This window comes from Arthrobacter sp. SAFR-044 (genome assembly GCF_059414985.1).
Genome location: NZ_JBPFDN010000013.1, coordinates 98198 through 110292, shown reverse-complemented (window position 1 = coordinate 110292; position 12095 = coordinate 98198). Strand labels below are relative to the sequence as shown.

General features: G+C 68.2%; 10 protein-coding genes and 1 pseudogene. 1 reads left to right on the top strand and 10 read right to left on the bottom strand.

All coding sequences use genetic code 11. From position 1 onward, the window contains the following. The 7 genes and pseudogenes from ACR65J_RS17915 to ACR65J_RS17885 form a co-directional block, all read right to left on the bottom strand. Positions 1-302 (bottom strand): annotated as a pseudogene (locus ACR65J_RS17915) (bifunctional D-altronate/D-mannonate dehydratase); the annotation flags it as partial. A 50-nt stretch (positions 303-352) separates the two neighbouring features. Further along, positions 353-1324 carry a sugar kinase gene (locus tag ACR65J_RS17910; protein ID WP_440171590.1) on the bottom strand — a complete coding sequence of 324 codons (972 nt, stop codon included), beginning with the start codon at positions 1322-1324 and terminating at the stop codon, positions 353-355. Next, a complete protein-coding gene (locus tag ACR65J_RS17905) occupies positions 1321-1995 on the bottom strand; it encodes a bifunctional 4-hydroxy-2-oxoglutarate aldolase/2-dehydro-3-deoxy-phosphogluconate aldolase (protein ID WP_440171588.1) in 675 nt (224 codons plus the stop codon). Before ACR65J_RS17905 ends, ACR65J_RS17910 begins: the two co-directional genes overlap by 4 nt. A gap of 5 nt (positions 1996-2000) precedes the next feature. Then, positions 2001-3176, bottom strand: a complete 1176-nt coding sequence (gene dgoD, locus ACR65J_RS17900) for a galactonate dehydratase (RefSeq protein WP_440171586.1) — start codon at positions 3174-3176, stop codon at positions 2001-2003. Positions 3177-3187: 11 nt separating this feature from the next. Beyond that, positions 3188-4066, bottom strand: a complete 879-nt coding sequence (locus ACR65J_RS17895; protein ID WP_440171584.1) for a carbohydrate ABC transporter permease — start codon at positions 4064-4066, stop codon at positions 3188-3190. Then, positions 4063-5016, bottom strand: coding sequence for a carbohydrate ABC transporter permease (locus ACR65J_RS17890; RefSeq protein WP_440171582.1), 954 nt, complete (start codon positions 5014-5016; stop codon positions 4063-4065). The genes ACR65J_RS17895 and ACR65J_RS17890 overlap by 4 nt, the downstream gene beginning before the upstream one ends. A gap of 95 nt (positions 5017-5111) precedes the next feature. Beyond that, positions 5112-6410: an ABC transporter substrate-binding protein gene (locus ACR65J_RS17885; protein WP_440171581.1), complete on the bottom strand. Its 1299-nt coding sequence runs from the start codon at positions 6408-6410 to the stop codon at positions 5112-5114. A 138-nt stretch (positions 6411-6548) separates the two neighbouring features. Between ACR65J_RS17885 and ACR65J_RS17880 the strand changes: the two genes are divergently transcribed. Then, positions 6549-7298, top strand: coding sequence for a FadR/GntR family transcriptional regulator (locus tag ACR65J_RS17880; protein ID WP_440171579.1), 750 nt, complete (start codon positions 6549-6551; stop codon positions 7296-7298). A 62-nt stretch (positions 7299-7360) separates the two neighbouring features. On the opposite strand, the gene ACR65J_RS17875 is transcribed toward ACR65J_RS17880, so the two are convergent. From ACR65J_RS17875 to ACR65J_RS17865, 3 genes are read right to left on the bottom strand one after another with little or no spacing between them, the layout of a single operon-like run. Further along, positions 7361-8326 carry an alpha/beta hydrolase gene (locus tag ACR65J_RS17875; RefSeq protein ID WP_440171577.1) on the bottom strand — a complete coding sequence of 322 codons (966 nt, stop codon included), beginning with the start codon at positions 8324-8326 and terminating at the stop codon, positions 7361-7363. Continuing rightward, positions 8323-9312, bottom strand: a complete 990-nt coding sequence (locus ACR65J_RS17870) for an alpha/beta hydrolase fold domain-containing protein (RefSeq protein ID WP_440171576.1) — start codon at positions 9310-9312, stop codon at positions 8323-8325. The genes ACR65J_RS17875 and ACR65J_RS17870 overlap by 4 nt, the downstream gene beginning before the upstream one ends. Then, complete coding sequence (locus ACR65J_RS17865) at positions 9309-12068, bottom strand: family 78 glycoside hydrolase catalytic domain (protein ID WP_440171575.1); 2760 nt, start codon at positions 12066-12068, stop codon at positions 9309-9311. The genes ACR65J_RS17870 and ACR65J_RS17865 overlap by 4 nt, the downstream gene beginning before the upstream one ends. Positions 12069-12095 lie beyond the last annotated feature (27 nt).

The following is a 12095-nucleotide window of genomic DNA, read 5'->3' as shown; positions in this document are numbered from 1 at the left end:
GCGAGCTTGCCCTTGATATCCCACAACGCCATGTCCACCGCAGCGATCGCCGCCATCGTCACCGGACCCCGCCGCCAGTACGAGGACCGGTACAGGAACTGCCACGTGTCCTCGATCCGGTGCGGATCCTTCCCGATCAGCAACTGCGCCACGTGCTCCTTCAAGTACGCGGCAACCGCGAGCTCACGGCCGTTCAGCGTGGCATCACCAATCCCGGTCACACCATCCTCGGTAGTAATCCGGAGGGTCACAAAGTTCCGGGAAGGGCTGGTGACGAAGACGTCGGCGGCAATGATTTTCATGGCTGGCTTTCGGGTCGGGTTTCTGAAGGTCTGGAACGTGAAGGCAGGAGTCAGCGCACGGTGCTGCCCCGGGCGGCATCAAGCAGGGCCAGTTCGTCGGGCCGGGGCAGCCCTTCCCAGTCACCTCGTGTGCTGACGGCGAAGGCGCCGGCAAGGATGCCGTGGTGCAGGCGGCCGGCGGTATCGACGTCGTCGAGCCGCGCGGAGAGGTAGCCTGCGGTGAAGGCGTCCCCGGCTCCCACGGTGTCCACGCAGGTCACGGCGAGGGCTGGTGCTTCCAGGCGCCCTTCGGCTGTATAGACCGCCGCGCCCGCTGCGCCACGCTTCACCACCACTTCCCTGACCCCGGCGTCGAGCAGCCGTGCCGCTGCGGACGCTTCGTCTGCAACAGTCCCTGCCGCCCCGTTCCCCTCGTGCGGCGGGGCAATCAGGTCGAGCTCGTCGTCGGACGCTATGACGACGGCGGCATGCCGGGCCAGCGGGCCAAGCACGGCACGCGCCTGGTCCCGGGACCAGAGCTTGCTGCGGTAGTTCACGTCGAGGCTGACCACCATGCCTTCATGGGGGGCGCGTTCGGCCGCGTATTCCACGGCGTCCCGGGCTTCCGGGCTCAGCGCTGCCGTGATGCCGGTCAGGTGCAGGATCCGGGCGCCGGAGTCCAGCGCGGCCGCCACGTGCCCGCGCGAGATGCTGGCCCCCGCCGAACCGGCGCGGTAATAGAAGGCCCGGCTGAGGTCGGCCGTGCGCTGCTCCAGGAACATCACGCCGGTGCTGCGGTCCGGGTGGACGCTGTGGTGCAGCTGGATGCCTTCGCCCCGGAGTTGTTTCAGGATGAACTCGCCGTGCGGATCCGCTCCCACCAAGCCGGCCCAGGCGGCCGTGTGGCCAAGGCGTGCAACACCGATGGCAACGTTCGATTCCGCCCCGGCCACCTGCATGGCCAGGGTCCCGCCGGAAGCCAGCGGGCCGGTGGACCGGAGCGAGACCATGGACTCGCCGAAGGTCAGCAGGTCCACAGTCACGAAGGGGTCCCGGTACGGGCAGCGAACTCGGCTGCGAGGCCAAGGAAGCTGCGGGCGCGGCCGCGCATCTCCTCGAGGTCACCACCTGAGGCTGATGTCCCGAACAACGGACCGCCCAGTCCGACGGCGATGGCGCCGGCTTCCCAGTACCCGGCGGCTTCGTTCAGGCCCACCCCGCCGACGGCGATGAAGGGGATGTCCGGGAAGGGATCCCGGACGGCCTTCAGATAACCGGGTCCGCCGATCGAGGCAGGGAACAGTTTGATGGCGGTGGCGCCGCGTTCCATCGCTTCATAGGCCTCGCTGGGCGTCAGCGCCCCGGCCAGGACGGGGATTCCGGTGCTGGCCGCTTCACTGATCGAGGGGGCCAGGGAGGGCGTGACGATGAACTGGCCACCGGCAGCGGTGACGTGTGCGACGTCGGCCTCGCTGAGGACGGTGCCGGCGCCCACCAGGCAGCCCGGCGGGGCAGCCGCGCGGACTTCGCGGATGGCGTCCAGCGCGTTGGGCGTGGTGAGGGCGATCTCCACGTACCGGAAGCCCTCCTCCATCGCCGCGAGCGCGGCCTTGGCGGCAGCACCGCCGTCGTTCCCGCGGACGATGCCGACGAGTCGTGCCTGCCGGATGCCGTCCAGCAGGCTGGCTGACGCAACAGCATTGTGGGATGTCATGGGGTTCACCATTCTGCGAAGGATCCGTCGGGGTGGCGCCATACCGGGCCGCGCCAGGCGTGGCCGCGCTTGTCCGCTGCCCGTACCACTGCCTCGTCGATTTCGACGCCCAGTCCGGGCCCGGTGAGCCGCTCAATGTGGCCGTTCACGAATTTGAACGGCGTCTTGTCCACCACGTAGTCCAGGACTTCGGCGCCCTGGTTGTAGTGGATGCCGATGCTTTGTTCCTGGATGAGGAAGTTGGGCGTGGCAAAGCCCACCTGCAGGCAGGCTGCCAGCGCCAGGGGACCCAGCGGGCAGTGCGGCGCCAGGGGACCCAGCGGGCAGTGCGGCGCCAGCTGGACTTCGTAGACCTCGGCCAGCGCGGCGATCTTGCGGACCTCGGTGATGCCGCCGGCGTGCGACAGGTCCGGCTGGGCCACCGCGATGCCTGCCTGCAGCGCCGGCAGGAACTCCTGCCGGTTGTAGAGCCGCTCCCCCGTGGACACCGGCGTGGTGGTGGAGGACGTGAACTCCCGGAGCAGGTGGGTGTTCTCCGGGACCACCGGCTCTTCGAGGAAGAAGGGCCGGAACGGTTCCAGCAGCGGCGCCACCCGTCTGGCGTTGGCCAGGCTGAAGCGGCCGTGGAAATCGACGGCGACGTCCCGGTGGTCGCCCAGGACCTGGCGGGCAGCGGCAACACGGCGGATGACGCCGTCGATCTCGGCAACCGAGGCGACGGGGCTCATCCGGCCGCTGGCGTTCATTTTGACGGCGGTGAGCCCCACCTCGAGCTGGGCGCTGATCTGGTCGGCCACCTCGTTCGGCTCGTCGCCGCCCACCCAGCCGTACATTCGGATCCGGTCGCGGACGTGGCCCCCCAGGAGCTGGTGCACGGGGGTGTTGAAGTGCTTGCCCGCGATGTCCCACAGGGCCTGGTCCAGGCCGGAGACGGCGCTGGCGAGGATGGGGCCGCCGCGGTAGAAGGAGCCCTTGGTCATCACCTGCCAGTGGTCTTCGATCCGGAGGGCATCCCTGCCGATGAGCAGTTCCGAGAGCTGCCCGACGGCGGTGCGAACCGTCTCGCTGCGGCCCTCGCAGGTGGCCTCGCCCCACCCCACGATGCCGCTGTCGGTCTCGACCCGGACGAAGAGCCAGCGAGGGGCAACGATGAAGGTCTCAATCCTGCTGATGAGTGTCATGTGTTGAAGCCCTAGCCCTTGGTGGCGCCGGCGGTCAGGCCGGAGACGATGTACTTCTGCGTGAAGAGCGCAATGATCATGATGGGAATGGTGACAACGGTTGCGGCGGCCATCAGCCCGCCCCAGTCGATGCTCGCGTAGGAGACGAAGTCGAAGATGGCCACCGGCAGGGTCTTGGTCTTGGAGCCGGAGAGCACCAGGGCGAACATGAAGTTGTTCCACGAGAAGATGAAGGACAGGATGCCGGCGGTGGCGATGCCGGCCACGGACAGGGGCAGCGTGATCCGGCGGAACGCGCCAATGGGGGTGAGCCCGTCCACCTCGGCCGACTCCTCGAGTTCCAACGGCAGTGAATCGAAGTAGCTCATCATGATGTAGACGATCAGGGGCAGGGCGACGAACATGTGGCTGAGGATCAGCACTTCGAAGCTGCCCACCATCCGCAGGTTGGAGAAGACGTAGTACCAGGGCACCAGGAGTGACACACCCGGAATGACGCGTGCCATCAGGACCACGAGCGCGGAGCGGTGCATGGTGAAGCGGCTCATCGCGTACGCCGCGGGGACGCCGAGGACGATCGACAGTGCCGTGGAGACAAAGGCCACCCAGAAGCTGTTGAAAATGAACACGAAGTAGTTGTTGCGCTGGAGCACGTTGGCGTAGTTCTCGAAGGTGGGCGAGAACACCACTGCCTTGGCCGTGTCATAGATGTCCACGTTGGTCTTGAGGGACGCGAGCAGCATCCAGAACAGCGGAGCCAGCAGGAACAGCACCACAACGATCAGGGCCACAACCCGGAACACCTTGTAGGCGCGGGTGGCAAGCGGCTTGCGCCGCCGCGGGGCCGGCGTGGCGGCGGCGGGAGTGCTGGAGTCTGTCACGACGGTCATTTGCTTACCGCTTTCTTGCGCATGGTCAGCAGCCACATGATGCCGATGATGATCATGAAGAACAGGATCAGGACGGCGGAGGAGAGCCCGTACTGGTTGTAGTCGAAGCTCAGCCCGTAGGCGTACACGTTCAGCGTCTCCACCTCATGGAACGAACCGCCGCCCTTGCCCTTGGTGGCGTACAGGATGTCGAAGGTCTTCAGGGCGTCGATGCCCCGCAGGAGGATCGCCACGATCACGGTGGGCATCATGAGGGGAAGAGTGATGTAGAAGAACCGCTGGAAGGCGTTCGCGCCGTCCACGCGGGCAGCCTCGTCCGGCTCGTCGGACAGCGAGGTCAGTCCGGCGAGCAGGATCAGCACCACCATCGGGGTCCACTGCCACACGTCCATGAAGATGGTGGTCCCCAGCGCGGTGTCCTGCCCGGAGAGCCACGGCTGGGGCGGAATGCCGATCGCGCCCAGGAGCTGGTTGGCGAAGCCGATGTTGGGATCGAAGATGAGGCGCCACATCATGCCGACAGCCACGGGAGTGGCCACCAGCGGCAACAGGATTGCCACCCGGACCCACTTTTCGCCCCGGAAGGGCCGCCACAGGAGCAGCGCTATGCCCATGCCGAGGACCACTTCGAAGGCCAGCGCGACGCCGGTGAAGGCAAGCGTGCGGCCCACGGCAGGCCAGAACCGTTCCATGTCCGTCAGGACGGTGAGGTAGTTTTTGAGGCCGATGAAGTCGGTGGCTGCCCGGACGGAGCCCTGGGAGTCGGTGAGGCTCAGGTAGAGGGTCCAGGCCAGCGGGAAGACGATGAGGACGCCGACGAAGATCATCGCCGGTGCTGCAAACAGCCATTTGCGGTGCCGGTTGGCCCAGGCGGAGAAGCTCCGGCCGGTGCCCTTACGGCCGCTGGCATTGCGGGTGCCGGCGCTGCGGGGAGGGTTCAGAACAGACATGGTTCACCTAAAAAGTTGGGGGTGAAGATGGGCCGCGCCGGGACGGTGATGGGACCGTCCCGGCGGGCTGGTGCGGCAGGCGTGCGCCGCGGGCGCTACTTCTTTTCGCTGTCCAGGAAGGTCTGGAAAGCAGTCTGGGCCTCGTTGGCCGCGGCGGCAGTGTCCGCGCCGGTGATGCTGGCAACAATGGGCCCGCCCACGATTTCACGGGCCTTGCCGACCGTGATCACTTCGGGACGGTCGTGTCCGACGCCGTTCTTGGCGCTGGCGGCAATGGCGTCAGCAAGGTCCTTCGGGTAAGTGGAGGTTCCTTCCGGGTTGGACCAGACAGAGGCACGGGGTCCGGGGACGCCCGCCTTCTGGGCTTCCAGGGTGCGTTCCTTGCTGGTGGCCCACTGGATGAACTTCCAGGCGTTGTCCTGGTTGCTCGAGTTCTGGTTGACGCCCAGGGCCCAGGAGGGGATGTTGTAGGGCTTGCTTCCGGCGGGGCCGGCGGGGAGCGCCGCAAAACCTACCTTGTCCGCGACCTTGGACTTTGCCGGGTCCGTGGCGTTCTTGTAGAGGGAATCAGCCTCGGTGTAGAAGGCGGCGCCGCCCTGGGTGAAGATGGCCATGGCTTCCGGCCAGCTCATGTCGGTGCTGACGTTGGCCGGCCCGTAGTTGCGGATCAGGCCGCCGTAGTAGGCGTAGGCCTTCTTTGCGGCGTCAGTGTTGATGGAGGCCTTGCCGCTGGAGTCGATGAAGTCACCGCCGAAGCTGTACAGGAAGCTGGAGAACTGCGTGACGGCCGTGGACTTGCCGGTGCGGGCAACGAAGCCTGCAGTGTCAGGCGAAGAAGCCTTGATGGCCTTGGCTGCGGCTTCAAGCTCTTCCATGGTCTTGGGGACCTGGAGCCCTGCGGCCTGCAGCAGGTCCTTGCGGTAGTAGAGGACTTCGCGTTCGGTGATGATCGGCACGCCAACCACCTTGCCGTCGGCAGTGGTGGCCTTGACGGGGCCTTCCTGGTAGTCCTTCCAGTCCCAGCTGGAGTCGGAGGACACCTTGCTGGTGAGGTCCGCCAGGTAGCCGTTCTTGGCGAAGGCTTTGCCTTCCTGCAGCGGGCGGTACATCATGACGTCGACTTCGTCGCTGCCTGCGTTGAGCTTGACGTTGTACTGGTCGGAGAGCTGGTCCTCGCCCAGCTGGGTCAGCTCCACCTTGAGTCCGCTGGACTTCTCGAATTCCGGGATGGCGGCCTTGATGCCTTCGGTCCAGACGTGGTTGGCAAGGGTGACCCGGACGGTACCGGCCTCCTTCGCCTGGTCGCTGCCGCCTCCGCCGCCGCTGCAGGCCGTCAGCCCCAGCGACATCGCCGCGGCCACTGCCGCGTACTTCACAATTGAACGCCGCTTCATTACGACTCCCTTTGTTCAAGGCCGCGGACTTAGCCGGGCCGGGTTGCACACGCCTCTTTACGTCTGCTCTGTTTAGCGAGCATAAACAAATAAGGCAGACATATACAAGACCTTGCCATGTCCCCATATGATTTATTCATGACCATCCCAAAGGCGGCGTTGTCCCCCGACCTGCATTCCTCGCTGGTCGAGAACCTGGGGCTCGCCATTGCCGAGGGAACCCTGGCGCCGAATTCGATCCTGCGCCTGGACGAGCTCGAGGCGCAGCACAAGGTGTCCCGCTCCGTCATCCGTGAGGCCACCCGCGTCCTGTCCTCCATGGGGATGCTCGAGTCCCGCCGGCGCCTCGGCACCGTGGTGCAGCCCGAGGCCAGCTGGAACCTCTACGACCCCCAGGTAATCCGGTGGCGGCTGGCATCCGCCAAGCGGCTGGAGCAGCTGCGGGCCCTGAACGAACTCCGCGGGGCCATTGAGCCGCAGGCCGCCCGCCTGGCCGCTGAACGTGCGTCACTGGACGAGGCCAGCGACCTTGTCTCGATGGCCGCGCGGCTCTGGGCGGCGGGGCAGCGGGGAGACCAGAATGAGTTCCTCCGGCTGGACATTGAATTCCATGCAGGCGTCCTCAATGCCTCCGGCAACCTGATGTTTTCCCAGTTGCACAACCTGGTGGCGGAGGTGCTGGCGGGACGGACCCAGCACGGCCTGATGCCGCACCTGCCGGACCACGAGGCTCTGCAGTTGCACGTTGATGTGGCCAGCGCCATCCAGCACCGCGACCCAGGTGCCGCGCTCGCGGCCATGAGCAGGATCGTGGAGCAGTCCACCGAGGAGATGGGCGATATCTGGTCCAGCAGCCACGCGGCCGAAGAGACGCCAGGGAAGCCCTGACTGCCCGGCCGCTCTCGCGTCCAGGGAGCACCAGGCGCCGGAGGCATCAAGGCCTCCGGCGCCTAAGCCCTGCGCACCGCCGCCAGCTCGCCCGCCAGGAAGTCCAGGGCCGCCTGTCCTTCCGGCAGCCCGGCGGTGTGGTTGAGGTGGCCGTGGACTGCGCCCTCGGCAAGGAAGTAGGACACCGGAACCCCTGCCCGCTCCAATGCCGAGGCAAACTGCTCGGTTGAGCCGCGGGCGTCGTCGTACTCGCAGGCAAGCAAAGCGGTGGGCGGAAGTCCGGCAGGGTCCGCGTAGCCGGGCATGGCGTAGGACGGTGCCATGCTGACCGGACCGCCCACGTAGTTCTCCGCCGTCCGGATGCAGTCCTCCAGCGTGAACCGCAGGTGCCGCGGCAGCCCGGCCATGACCTCTTCGTCCAGTCCCCCGGCGGGTGGCGGGAGTTCGGCGTCCAGGAAGGGATAGGCCAGCAGGAGTTTCGCGGGCAGTGGCTTGCCGGCGTCGATCAGGTAGAGCGCGGCGCCCACGGCGAGGTTGCCGCCGGCACCGGCCCCGCCCAGGTAGAGCAGGTCCGGATCCAGGCGCAGTGATTCGGCGTTCTTCCGCGCCCAGAACCATCCGGCCAGGGCGTCATCATGCGGAATGGGAAAGGACACGCCATTGCGCGCCAGGCGGTAGTCCACGGACAGCACCGGCGTCCCCTGGGCCGCGAGCACCCGTGCCAGGTAATCCGATTCGGGGATGTCCACGCTCCCGCTGACGAAGCCGCCGCCGTGCAGCCACACCAGGGCAGGGCTGCCGGCAGCGGCGGCCTCCCCGTAGATCCGGATGGCCACCGGCCCGTGCCGGCCATCCGCCGTCACCGTGCGGATGGGAACATCGGGCCCGGGCGAACGCACGGCGTCCGGGTTGAGGAACTGCGGGCCTTCCGGCCTGGCCAGGTACTCCGCGAACCCCGCGTCGGGCGCCTGGGCGTCGTTCTCCGGGCCGGCCGCCGGCGCGGAGGCGGCGGGTTTGGTGGGTGTCATGGCGTGCCCAGCTTCCGTGAGAAGTAATCGACGGCGGCTGCCAGGATGGTGTCCATCTGGTCCTCCGCGCCGAAGAAACAGTGGTCGCCGCCCTCGATGGTCACCACGTCATGCTCGACGCCGGCCTCCGCGAGCGCGGCGGCCAGGAGTTCAGTCTGCGAGTGCGGGACCAGTCCGTCACTGTCGCCGTGGACCAGGAGGAACGGTGCGGCGTCGGGGGTGACGTAGCTGACGGGGCTGGCAGCGGCCAGCAGGTCACGGTCGTCCGAGCCGCCCACCAGCATATGTTCGGGTTGCAGGGACATGCCCGGCGGCACGGCAGCGGTCAGCGCGGCGGGGAACAGCCCGGCCGGCCGCTGCATGGGCGGGATGTCCGCCAGGGAGGAGACGCCGTAAAAGTCGACGACGGCGCTGACGCGGCTTGGGTGCCCCTGCGCGCCGAGGCCGCCCTCCAGGTCCGGGCGGCTGCCGGTGAGTCCGAGGAGCGCTACCAGGTGGCCGCCAGCGGATTCGCCCCAGGCACCGAACCGTTCCGGATCGATGTTGAGCTCGGCGGCGAATTCGCGGAGGTACCGGACGGCGGATTTGAGGTCGTGAAGCTGCGCGGGGAACGGGGCCTCCAGCGAATGCCGGTAGTCGGCGGTGGCGCAGGCGATGCCGGACTCGTTGAGCATCCGGAAAACAGAGTTGGGCGCGAAGGTGGGCGGCAGTTCGCGGCGGTCGCCCAGCTGGAACGCGCCGCCGTGCACCCAGAGCACCAGGGGCGTCGGTCCGGCGGCCTCGCGGGGCAGCCAGATGTCCAGCTTCAGCGGGCGGAAGCCGATGGCCCGCGCGTACGTCACTTCGCGGTGCACCAGGGAAACGTCGCCTGCCAGCTCCGGCGTGCCGGGGGCGTCATAGACCGGGAACGGCGGAACGGTGCGCCCTCCGGGGCGGGAAGCATCGCGGGAAGCGTCAAGTACGTCGGTAGCGCGGTCCACTGTCATAGTGTGCTCCTCATCAGGTCAGGTTGGGTGCTGTCCCCGCCGGCGGCGGCAAGGAAAGTATGGTGTCCGGGTCCGACGACGGCCGCCGCCGCCGCAGGCAACATAAGGCTTCCGGGCAGCAGCACCTCGGCGGTGGTGCCGGCGGGGATCGTGGCGGTGAGCGTCAGCACGCCGTCGTCCGCTATGTCCTCAGGCGCTGCCGCCTCAGACGCAGTCCCCGCTGAAATTGCCCACGCCACCTCGATCAGGCCGCGCGGCCCCACGTGCGAGGTGGCGGCGGAGGTGAGGCCGGCGCCGGGGCGCGGTTCGATGACGATCCGTTCCCAGCCCGCGCTGCCGGGCGCCTGGCGAAGCCCGGCTGTGCAGCGGTGCAGGAAGGACACCACCGCGCCCTTGCTGTAGTGGTTGAGCGACTGGTGCGGGACGCCGTCCGCGTCGATGCCGTTCCACAGTTCCCAGACCGTTGTGGCGCCACGGTCCACCATGGCCAGCCAGGACGGCTCCGAGTCCTGCATCAGCAGTTCGTAGGCCAGGTCCAGTTCGCCGTTGTCCGCCAGGACCGGCAGCAGGTAGGGCGTGGCCAGGAAGCCTGTGCCGAGGTGCGTGCCGGCGTCGCGGATCAGTTCCACGAGCTGGGCGGTGACGGTGGCGCGGCGTTCCGGGCTGACCAGGTCAAAGGCCAGGGCGCGGACACAGTTGGCCTGGCTGGCCTGGGTGAGGTGCCCGGCGGCGTCCAGGTATTCCGTTTCCCACGCCTCGCGGATGTTCGCCGAGAGTTCCGCCAGTGCGGCCGCTTCCACGGACAGACCCAGCACCCCGGCAATCCGCGCCATCAGGTCCGTGGTGTGGCGGTAGTAGGCCGTGGCCACAATGCCGTTATCTGCCATGCGGGCGGCGAAGAGGTCCGGTTCGGGGCCGTCCGGCTCCATCCATTCGCCAAAGTGGAAGCCGGTGTCCCACAGGTACTTTTCGTGGCAGGCAGGGACAGGGCTGGCAGCTGCGCGGGCTGCGTGCCGCCGGGTTTCCGCGGTGGTGCGGACGAAGCCCAGCCAGCGCTGCATCGCCTCCCAGTTTTCGGCGAGGATGGCGGCTTCCCCGGTCGCGAGATAGATCTCCCACGGCACCATCACGATCGCGTCGCCCCAGCCGGACGAGCCGTTGGTGAAGCCCATGAATTCGGCCGAGGTGACCTCCGGTCCGGGCGACGGCGAAATGTTGGCGATGACGCCGTTGTCCCACTGGTCGGCCCGCACGTCCCGGAGCCACTTCCGGGAGAAGCCGGTGACGTCGTACAGGTACGCGGCGGTGGGGACGAACAGCTGCCAGTCCCCGGTCCAGCCGGCTTTTTCGCGCTGGGGGCAGTCGGTGGGGACCTCGCAGGAGTTGCCCAGGAAGCTCCACTCCACGATCCCATGGAGCTTGTTCAGCCGCTCGTCGCTGCAGCTGAAGGTGCCGATGCGTTCCAGGTCCGTCCGGACCAGGCAGGCGGTGATGTCCTCCGGCTGCAGGTCCGTGGCGAGGCCCTGGACGGAGACGTACTGGAACCCGTGGGTGGTGTACCGGGGCTCAAAGACCTCACCCGCGGCGCCGGAGGAGATGACGGTGTCCACCTGGCCGGCGTCGCGGAAGGCGCCCGGCGTCCGGAAGTCGAGCGGACGGAGGTGGTCCCGGGTGACGTCGCCGTCCGGGCCAAGCGCCTCGCCGTATTCCAGGGTGACGGCTTCGCCCGGGGCCCCAAGCGTGGTCAGCCGGACCCAGCCGTGGATGTTCTGGCCGAAGTCCACCACCTGGTGGCCGTTGGGCAGGCGGGCGATGGACACCGGCGCCAGTTCCCGCGTCACGCGGGTGGGAGGGGCCAAGGGGCCGGCCAGCTGAGCGAAGCTGCCCGGACGGACGACGGCGGGACGCACGCCCGGTGCCATGCCTGCGGGCGGTGGGCTCCCGCCGTCGTGCGCCCGGAAGTCAACCCGCTGGCCCGCCATGAGGTCCGCGCTGGTGATCTCCGTTGCGGACACCAGCCAGGAGCCGTCGGTGCCGATGACCTGAGTGCCGCTCCCTGACTCCACCTCGAGCTGCGCAAGGAACGCCGTCCGGGTTCCGTACATGTCGGCGTAGCGTGTGTACCCGAAGGTGCCGCGGTACCAGCCGTCGGTGAGGACGGCGCGGACGGTGTTGGGTCCTTGGCCGAGCAGGGCCGTGACGTCGTGGGCCTGGACCTGGAGCGTGGTGTTGTAGCTTGTGGAGCCGGGGGTGAGCTGCTGGTCGCCCACGCGGCGGCCGTTGATGAAGAGCTCGTAGATGCCGTGGGCGGTGGCGTAGGCTCGGGCTTTGTGCGGGGCTGCGTCGAGCGTGAAGGTTTTGGTGAAGGCGTAGCCGGGGCGTTCTCCCGGCGCCGGGATCTCCGGCTCGTCGGCGCCGATCCACTGCGCTGTCCAGTCGCTGGCGTGCAGGAGGCCCAGTTCCAGCGGCATCGGCTGGGACCAGCCGGTTGCCGTTTCGGTGCCGTTCCCGGCGGTGTTCCAGGTGCGGACGCGCCACTCGAACCGGCTGCGGGAGTCCAGCGCGGGGCCGGTGTACGGGACGGCGCATGCGGCTGATTCCTGCCGGCCGGTGTCCCAGCCGTTGCTGGCGGAGATCCGGTAGGCCGTCTGGCTGGTGGTGCCGGCGGGCGGCGTCCAGCTGAGCCGGGGTTCCCGGATGGTCAGGCCCATCGCCTCAGCCAGGTGTTCGGCCCGAAGCCGGGTGGGGGCGGTCATGCGGAGGGACTCCTGGGGTGGGGGTGC

Bases quoted from the DNA above. Each gene is read 5' to 3' on its own strand.
- ACR65J_RS17905 (WP_440171588.1), bottom strand. From the start codon at position 1,995: ATGACATCCCACAATGCTGTTGCGTCAGCCAGCCTGCTGGACGGCATC.
- ACR65J_RS17890 (WP_440171582.1), bottom strand. From the start codon at position 5,016: ATGTCTGTTCTGAACCCTCCCCGCAGCGCCGGCACCCGCAATGCCAGC.
- ACR65J_RS17895 (WP_440171584.1), bottom strand. From the start codon at position 4,066: ATGACCGTCGTGACAGACTCCAGCACTCCCGCCGCCGCCACGCCGGCC.
- ACR65J_RS17880 (WP_440171579.1), top strand. From the start codon at position 6,549: ATGACCATCCCAAAGGCGGCGTTGTCCCCCGACCTGCATTCCTCGCTG.
- ACR65J_RS17885 (WP_440171581.1), bottom strand. From the start codon at position 6,410: ATGAAGCGGCGTTCAATTGTGAAGTACGCGGCAGTGGCCGCGGCGATG.
- dgoD (WP_440171586.1), bottom strand. From the start codon at position 3,176: ATGACACTCATCAGCAGGATTGAGACCTTCATCGTTGCCCCTCGCTGG.
- ACR65J_RS17875 (WP_440171577.1), bottom strand. From the start codon at position 8,326: ATGACACCCACCAAACCCGCCGCCTCCGCGCCGGCGGCCGGCCCGGAG.
- ACR65J_RS17870 (WP_440171576.1), bottom strand. From the start codon at position 9,312: ATGACAGTGGACCGCGCTACCGACGTACTTGACGCTTCCCGCGATGCT.
- ACR65J_RS17865 (WP_440171575.1), bottom strand. From the start codon at position 12,068: ATGACCGCCCCCACCCGGCTTCGGGCCGAACACCTGGCTGAGGCGATG.